The organism is Brevibacterium sp. (assembly GCF_052105255.1).
Classification (GTDB): domain Bacteria; phylum Actinomycetota; class Actinomycetes; order Actinomycetales; family Brevibacteriaceae; genus Brevibacterium; species Brevibacterium linens_B.
The window spans coordinates 1-7,460 of sequence record NZ_JBQDYQ010000095.1 but is presented as its reverse complement, the minus strand read 5'-3'; the positions used below and the strand labels follow the sequence as shown (position 1 = coordinate 7,460).

General features: G+C 65.7%; 7 protein-coding genes. 1 reads left to right on the top strand and 6 read right to left on the bottom strand.

Annotation, left to right across the window (positions count from 1 at the left end; genetic code table 11):
* Window positions 1–115: 115 nt before the first annotated feature.
* The gene (locus tag ACTIIH_RS15525; RefSeq protein WP_441452755.1) at window positions 116–532 is read left to right on the top strand and encodes a hypothetical protein; all 417 of its coding nucleotides are present in this window, start codon (window positions 116–118) and stop codon (window positions 530–532) included.
* A gap of 62 nt (window positions 533–594) precedes the next feature.
* On the opposite strand, the gene deoC is transcribed toward ACTIIH_RS15525, so the two are convergent.
* The 6 genes from deoC to ACTIIH_RS15495 form a co-directional block, all read right to left on the bottom strand.
* Window positions 595–1,242 carry a deoxyribose-phosphate aldolase gene (gene deoC / locus ACTIIH_RS15520; protein ID WP_441091876.1) on the bottom strand — a complete coding sequence of 216 codons (648 nt, stop codon included), beginning with the start codon at window positions 1,240–1,242 and terminating at the stop codon, window positions 595–597.
* A 154-nt stretch (window positions 1,243–1,396) separates the two neighbouring features.
* Complete coding sequence (locus ACTIIH_RS15515; protein WP_441452754.1) at window positions 1,397–2,686, bottom strand: thymidine phosphorylase; 1,290 nt, start codon at window positions 2,684–2,686, stop codon at window positions 1,397–1,399.
* 109 nt (window positions 2,687–2,795) lie between these two features.
* A complete protein-coding gene (locus ACTIIH_RS15510; RefSeq protein WP_441091874.1) occupies window positions 2,796–3,302 on the bottom strand; it encodes a cytidine deaminase in 507 nt (168 codons plus the stop codon).
* A gap of 74 nt (window positions 3,303–3,376) precedes the next feature.
* Entirely contained in the window at window positions 3,377–4,660 is a 1,284-nt protein-coding gene (locus tag ACTIIH_RS15505) for an ABC transporter permease (protein ID WP_441452753.1), read from the bottom strand.
* Window position 4,661: 1 nt separating this feature from the next.
* Window positions 4,662–5,894, bottom strand: a complete 1,233-nt coding sequence (locus ACTIIH_RS15500) for an ABC transporter permease (RefSeq protein ID WP_127364696.1) — start codon at window positions 5,892–5,894, stop codon at window positions 4,662–4,664.
* Window positions 5,891–7,450 carry an ABC transporter ATP-binding protein gene (locus ACTIIH_RS15495; RefSeq protein ID WP_441452756.1) on the bottom strand — a complete coding sequence of 520 codons (1,560 nt, stop codon included), beginning with the start codon at window positions 7,448–7,450 and terminating at the stop codon, window positions 5,891–5,893. The genes ACTIIH_RS15500 and ACTIIH_RS15495 overlap by 4 nt, the downstream gene beginning before the upstream one ends.
* Between the last annotated feature and the right edge of the window lie 10 nt (window positions 7,451–7,460).

The following is a 7,460-nucleotide window of genomic DNA, read 5'->3' as shown; positions in this document are numbered from 1 at the left end:
AAAACCTTCCTCCCCCTCTAATTACTACGTGACGGCGGCCCAGCAACCTCGCGCGAGGTTGCTGGGCCGCCGTCACGTAGTATTTAGGGCCCATAGTCATGAGGAGGAAGTAACGATGGACGTTCCTCACGATCCAGAGGTCGACGCGGTTCTGACCGGCCTGCTGGGATCACTGGGCGAGAGCAGCAGCGTCTTCGGTGCCGGTCGACTCGGTGCCGAGTGGTCGGCGAAGCGGCTGAAGACCGAAACCCATCACGTCGTCATCGAAGTTCCGCCGGATGAGACCGAACGCGTTCTCAATCAGGTGACTCACCTGTTGTCTGCACACACGCCTGCGACCGACGACCCTGTTGTCACCATCCGCGGTGGCATCGGATCAGGCTTCGCGTCGATGAATCCGGCCTACGTCATCGTCGTGCTCGACCGGAGAGAGTCGACCCTGGGGATCGCGGCCCATGCAAAAGAGGGCCTCATCAAACAGCGAACGGCGCAGAAGGCCGTCTCTAAGATCCGGGAAGCCATCGCCCTCTGACACTCCGAGAACTACCTGACGGCGGCCCAGCAACCTCGCGCTGGGCCGCCGTCAGGTAGCAATTAGAGGGAGTTGAGGATGGCGCGGCTGCCGGAGAGACCTAAGCGCGACGCGCCGGCGGCGATCATCTCCTCGGCGGCTGCGGCGGTGCGGATTCCGCCGGAGGCCTTCACTCCCAGACGGTCGCCCACGGTGTCGCGCATGAGCGACACGGCATGAGCGCTGGCACCTCCGGCCGGGTGGAACCCGGTCGACGTCTTGACGAATCCGGCTCCGGCGGCCTCCGCGCGGCGGCAGGCCTCGACGATCTGCTCGTCGCCCAGCGCCGCCGACTCGATGATGACCTTGACGAGGGCGTCCCCGCTGGCCTCGACGACACCGCGGATATCGGCCTCGAGTCCGTCGAAGTCTCCGGCGACGGCCTGTCCGATGTTGATGACCATGTCCACCTCGGCGGCGCCGTCGGCGACGGCCTGAGCAGCCTCAGCGGCTTTGATCTCCGGCTTCACCTGGCCGGAGGGGAAACCGACGACGGTCGCCACGACAAGCTCACCCGGATCGGTGACCGGCAGCATGGACGGTGACACGCAGATCGCGAGCACGCCCAGCTCCTTCGCCTCCGCCACGAGGGCGTCGACGTCGGCGGGGGTCGCTTCGGGCTTGAGCAGGGTGTGGTCGATGATGTTCGCGACATCGGTGCGGCTGGTCATTCGGTCCTCCAGAAGTGGTCGAGCAAGGTTGCGTGGACAAGCAAGGTTGCGTGGTCGTGCATGGCTGCGCGTGCCGATGACGCGCGAAGTGTCGTCAGGTCCAGCGTAGCGAGGCCAGCGGCCGCGCGGCAGTGCTGAGAGTGTGCGATTCGGCTCAGGTGATCGTGTCGAAGATGATCGATTCCGGCACCGAGGCGGCATCCCCGCCGATCTCGACCGCGGACTCCAGCGCTTCGATGGCGCGTTCGAAGCGTTCCGGGGTCGCCGTGTGCAGTGTCATGAGCGGCTGACCTGCCGTGACGGTGTCCCCGGGTTTGGCGTGGAGTTCGATTCCCGCGACGTCCTGGACCGGATCTTCCTTCCGTGTTCGTCCGGCGCCCAGCCTCCACGAGGCGACTCCCACCGACAGCGCATCGAGCTTCGTAAGCACCCCGGAATCGGTCGCAGTGACGACTTCGGTGTGCTCGGCCACCGGCAGAGAGGCATCCGGGTCGCCGTGCTGGGCGCGGATCATCTGCTTCCACTTGTCCATGGCCCGCCCGTCGGCCAAGGCGGCGCGGACGTCGACACCGGTCTTGCCCGCCAGGTGCAGCATCTCCTCGGCAAGGGCCACGGTGAGGTCGACGACGTCGGCGGGTCCGCCTCCGGCCAGGACCTCGACGGATTCGCGGACCTCGAGAGCATTGCCGACGGTCAGCCCCAAGGGCGTGGACATATCGGTCAGCAGCGCCGAGGTCTTCACCCCGGCGGCCTTGCCGAGCTCGACCATCGTCTGGGCGAGCGTGCGGGCCTTCGTCAGGTCCTTCATGAACGCTCCGGAGCCGACCTTGACGTCGAGAACGAGCCCGGAGGTGCCCTCGGCGATCTTCTTCGACATGATCGACGAGGCGATGAGCGGAATGCAGTCGACCGTCGATGTGATGTCGCGCAGTGCGTAGAGCTTCTTATCGGCTGGCGCCAATCCGGATCCGGCGGCGCAGATGACGGCGCCGACATCCTCGAGCTGGTCGACGATCGCCTCATTGCTCAGTCCCGCCTGCCACCCGGGAATCGATTCGAGTTTGTCCAAGGTGCCGCCGGTGTGGCCGAGACCGCGGCCGGAGAGCTGCGGGACGGCCACGTCGAAGACGGCGACGAGCGGTGCCAGGGGCAGGGTGATCTTGTCGCCGACTCCCCCGGTCGAATGCTTGTCCGAGGTGGGCCGGGACAGGGACGAGAAGTCCAAGCGCTCACCGGAGTCGATCATCGCCTGCGTCCAATGCGCGATCTCAACCGGTGCCATGTCGTTGATGAAGATCGCCATGGCCAGGGCCGCCATCTGCTCTTCTGCGACGGCGCCGCGGGTGTAGGCGTCGATGACCCAGTCGATCTGATCCTTGCTCAGGGCCCGGCCATCGCGTTTGGCGGCGATGACATCGACGGTGTCGAATGCTTCTACGCTCACGGTCTCAATCCTTCGTTGTCGTCGAAATCTTCGTTGTCGGCTCAGTCGTCGCTCTCAAGGCCCTGCCGTCTCGTTCCGGCCACGACCGCCTCGGCGAGGAGACGATCGGTCAGTGCTTGGCCTCATGGTCGCGGCGTGCGGCGGCCAGATGGTCGGGGCCGAATGCCTCGGGCAGGACCACGGACATCGGGGCGCGTCCGCTGGGCATGTTGATGACGAGATCGTTGCCGCCGTGTTCGAACAGCAGCTGTCGGCATCGCCCGCAGGGGACGAGGGTGTTGCCCTGCCCGTCCACGCAGTCGAAGGCGACGAGGCGGCCCCCGCCTGTCATGAACAGCTCGGACACCAATGAGCATTCCGCGCACAGGGTCACCCCGAACGAAGCGTTCTCGATATTGCAGCCGCCGACGATGCGACCGTCGTCGACGAGTCCGGCTGCTCCGACAGGGTAGTCCGAGTACGGCACATAGGCGCTCGCCATCGCCCGTGTCGCCTCGGCTCGCAGCAGCTCCCAAGTGCCTTCGCTGAGGTCGTCGGGGCTCACCGGGGTGGGTTCCTCGCTCCAGGCCGGGTCGGTCGACTCGGGTGCGGATGCGCGGGGTTCGGGGGCAGTCATGGGGATAACTCTTCCTTCGGGTGGTGACTGTGGGATGATCGAGGGGAAATGCAGATCCATCGCCGAGGCGGGGATCACTTCACGTAGGGCACACCTTCCGCGGCCGGCGGGCGGACCCTGCCGACGAATCCGGCGACAGCGAAGACGGTGACGATGTAGGGCAGCATGAGCAGCAGCTCGTTGGCCACCGGGGTGCCGATGGACTGCAGAGTGTTGCCGAGGCTCTTGGAGAAGCCGAACAGCAGGGCCGCCAGCAGCGCACCCTTCGGGTTCCATTTGCCCAGGATCATCGCGGCCAGGGCGATATAGCCCTGCCCGGCCGACATCTCCTTGCCGAATGCCAGTCCGGAGCCGACGGTGAAGAAGGCACCGCCCAGACCGGCGATGGCACCGGCGAGCAGAGTGTTGCGCACGCGGGTGAAGTTGACCTTGATGCCGACGGTGTCCGCGGCCTTCGGGTGCTCACCGACGGCGCGCATCCGCAGTCCCCACTTCGAGCGGAAGACGAAGATCTGCAGGGCGATGACGACGACGTACATGATGTAGACGAGGATGTTCTGGTCGAACAGCACCCGTCCGAGCACCGGAATATCCGACAGCAGCGGGATCGGCAGATTCGGCAGCTTCTGCCGGGAGTTCCACAGTCCCGGATCCTGGGTGAGCACCGTCGAGTACAGGAAGCTCGTGATGCCGACGACGAGGACGTTGAGGACGACGCCGATGATGATCTGGTTGACCCAGTACTTCACCGCGAAGAAGGTGAGCACCACGGCGACGAGCGCCCCGGCGATGGGGGCGGCGAGCAGACCCGCGTACGGGTTCTTCACCACCGAGGCGACGACCGCGGCGAGGAAGGCGCCGGCCAGCAGCTGGCCTTCGATGGCGATGTTGATGATGCCCGACCGTTCTCCCACGAGTCCGCACATGGCGCCGAAGATCAGCGGCACGGACAGTGCCAGGGCACCGGCGAGCAGCGTGGTCAGCGGGATCACGCCACCGGATCCGCCGCCTGCCCAGGCGAGGAAGGACAGGACGAAGATGACGCCGAAGAGCATCGGGAACCAGGAGCCGAGGTCGATGCGCTTGATCGCCACATAGATCGACACGGCGGCCATGATGACGAGCAGGATGCCCAGCGTCAGCCCCGCCGCAGTCGAAGACACGGCGAAGTCGGGGATGGCGAAGAAGTCTCCGCCGGTGGCCACGCGGAAGGTCGTCTGTCCGTCACGGCCGATGAGGCCGAAGAAGATGAGCGAGACCAGCGCCAGGATCGTATAGACGATCGGGAACTTCCAGGCGATCGGCGCAAGCGCCTTGACCTGGGTCGAAGGTGTCTTATCCATGGTCTGAGCGGTCATCTCAGTCCTCCTTCCGCTTGAGCACCGGTGTGGGCAACCGGAAGATCGACCTCACCAGCGGCGGGGCCGCGATGAGCAGCACGATGACTGACTGGACGACGAGGACGATGTCGATCGGCGTACCGGTCTGGGACTGCATGAGGTAGCCGCCGGCCTTGAACGCACCGAAGAGCAGACCGGCGAGGAACGTCCCCAGCGGTTTCGACCGTCCCAGCAGGGCGACGGTGATCGCGTCGAAGCCGATCGACCCGCTGATGCCGCCGGTGAGTTTGTATTCGGTGCCGAGCACCTGGGCGGCACCGCCGAGTCCGGCCAGGGCGCCGGCGACGATCATGACCGTCACAGTCACCTTGGACACGGAGATGCCGGCGGTCCGCGCCGCGTGCGGGTTCGCACCGACGGCCTTGAACTCGAAGCCGATCGTCGACCGCTCGAGCAGCCACCACACGAAGATCGTGGCGAGGATGGCGATGATGAAGCCGAAGTGGAGGCGGAACGGCGCAGGCAGCAGCAGGAACATCTGCGCGGAGTCATCGATGACACGTGACTGCGGGTTGGCCGAGCTCGTGTGCGTGAACCAGTTCTGCTTGAGCAGGTAGCCCAGTGCATAGCCGGCGATCGAGTTGAGCATGATCGTCACGATGACTTCGTTGGCGCCGGTGCGCGCCTTGAGCACGCCGGCGATGCCGGCCCAGATCGCACCGCCGATGATGCCGCCGACGACGGCGACGAGCATGTGGACGACGGGAGGCAGCGGCAGCGCATAGCCGAGGAATCCGGCGATGGTCGCGCCGAGGATGACCTGGCCCTGACCGCCGATGTTGAACAGACCGCAGCGGAAGGCCAGGGCGATGCCGAGACCGGTGAGGATGAGCGGGGTGCCCGAGACCATCGACTCGGTCAAGGGCCGGATGGCGCGTTCGGTGGTGCGTGCTTCCCAGTCGAAGACCGCCCCGCGGAACAGCGCCGAATAGGCGTTGCCGACGGTCTGGAAGAGCGTGGCGAAGAACTCGCCGGGCGCGGCGAAGAAGTTCTCGGCCGCCGCGACGACCTCAGCGTTCGATACGGCGATGAGGACGCCGCCGAACAGGAGGGCGAGCACGATCGCCAGCAGCGAGACGAGCCAGGATCCCGACAGGATCTGCTGCAGCAGGGTCTGTTCCCTGCCGTCTGCGGCCTCGGACTTCGGCGGCGGTGCCGGCGAAGGAGCCGTCGGTGCGATATCAGTCGTCATTTGGTCTCCTCCGCCGAGGTGGTGGCTGAGTCGTCGTCCGTTGCTTCGAGGGCTTCGTCGGCGGGAACGCCGGCCATCATCAGGCCCAGTGCCTCGCGGGAGGTCTCGGGTCCCACGATGCCGACGATGCGTCCGGCGTACATCACGGCGATGCGGTCGGCGAGGCCGTAGACCTCGTCGAGCTCGGTCGAGACGATGATGCAGGGGGTGCCGGAATCGCGTTCGGCGATGACGCGCTTGTGCACGAATTCGATCGATCCGACGTCGAGTCCGCGGGTGGGCTGGCTGGCGATGAACAGTCGCAGATCGCGGCCGAGCTCGCGGGAGAGCACCACTTTCTGCTGGTTTCCGCCGGAGAGGGTCGAGATCGGATCGGAGACGCTGCCGAGGCGGATGTCGAACTCCTCGACCTTCTTCTTCGCCTCTTCGTTGATGACCTTCGACCGCATATTCAGGCCCTTGGCATAGGGCTCACGATCGTAGACGTCGAGGATCATGTTCTCGCGGATCGCAAACTCCGCGATGATGCCGTCGGTCGACCGATCTTCGGGAACGAATCCGATGCCGGCACCGAGGAGGTCCTTGACCGAATCCCCGACGAGCTTCTTCCCATCGAGGGTGATCGTGCCCAACCGCGGTTCAGTGAGACCGATGATCGTCTCGGCCAGTTCGGTCTGCCCGTTGCCCTGGACACCGGCGACGGCGAGGATCTCGCCGCGACGGACGTCGAAGGACACGTCGTCGACGACGACGTTCTCGGCCTTGTCGACGACGGTGAGTCCGCGGACCTGGAAGGTGGCGTCGCCCGGATCGGCGGCGTCCTTCTCGGTCGTCAGGGACACGGCGCGGCCGACCATCTGGCTGGCCAGTTCGGTCTCGGTCGAGTCCGGGGAGGCCTCGCCGACGATCTTGCCGCGGCGGATGACGGTGATGGCGTCGGCGATCGCGCGGACTTCGCGGAGTTTGTGGGTGATGAACACGATCGAGGTGCCCTGCTCTTTGAGCTGGCGCATGATCGAGATGAGTTCGTCGGTCTCCTGCGGAGTCAGCACGGCCGTGGGCTCGTCGAGGATGAGGATCTCGGCGTCCCGGGACAGGGCCTTGATGATCTCCACGCGCTGCTGGGCGCCGACCGGCAGGTCCTCGATGAGGGCGTCGGGGTCGATATTGAAGTTGAAGCGCGACGAGATCTCTTTGACCTTCTTGCGCGCCTCGTTGATGTCGAGGAGTCCGAGGCTCTTCGTCGGTTCGTAGCCCAGCGCCACGGATTCGGCCACGGTGAACACGGGCACGAGCATGAAGTGCTGGTGGACCATGCCGATTCCCGCGGCCACGGCATCGCCCGGGCCGGAGAACTTCACCGGCTCGTCGTCGATGAGGATCTCTCCTCCATCGGCGTCGTAGAGTCCGTAGAGGACGTTCATCATGGTGGATTTGCCGGCGCCGTTCTCACCCAGCAGGGCGTGGATCTCGCCCGGCTGGATGGTGAGATCGATGTGGTCGTTGGCCACGAACGATCCGAACACCTTGGTCATCCCGCGAAGCTCGAGTTTCACTGCTTCCGGT

Bases quoted from the DNA above. Each gene is read 5' to 3' on its own strand.
- ACTIIH_RS15525 (WP_441452755.1), top strand. From the start codon at position 116: ATGGACGTTCCTCACGATCCAGAGGTCGACGCGGTTCTGACCGGCCTG.
- deoC (WP_441091876.1), bottom strand. From the start codon at position 1,242: ATGACCAGCCGCACCGATGTCGCGAACATCATCGACCACACCCTGCTC.
- ACTIIH_RS15510 (WP_441091874.1), bottom strand. From the start codon at position 3,302: ATGACTGCCCCCGAACCCCGCGCATCCGCACCCGAGTCGACCGACCCG.
- ACTIIH_RS15505 (WP_441452753.1), bottom strand. From the start codon at position 4,660: ATGACCGCTCAGACCATGGATAAGACACCTTCGACCCAGGTCAAGGCG.
- ACTIIH_RS15500 (WP_127364696.1), bottom strand. From the start codon at position 5,894: ATGACGACTGATATCGCACCGACGGCTCCTTCGCCGGCACCGCCGCCG.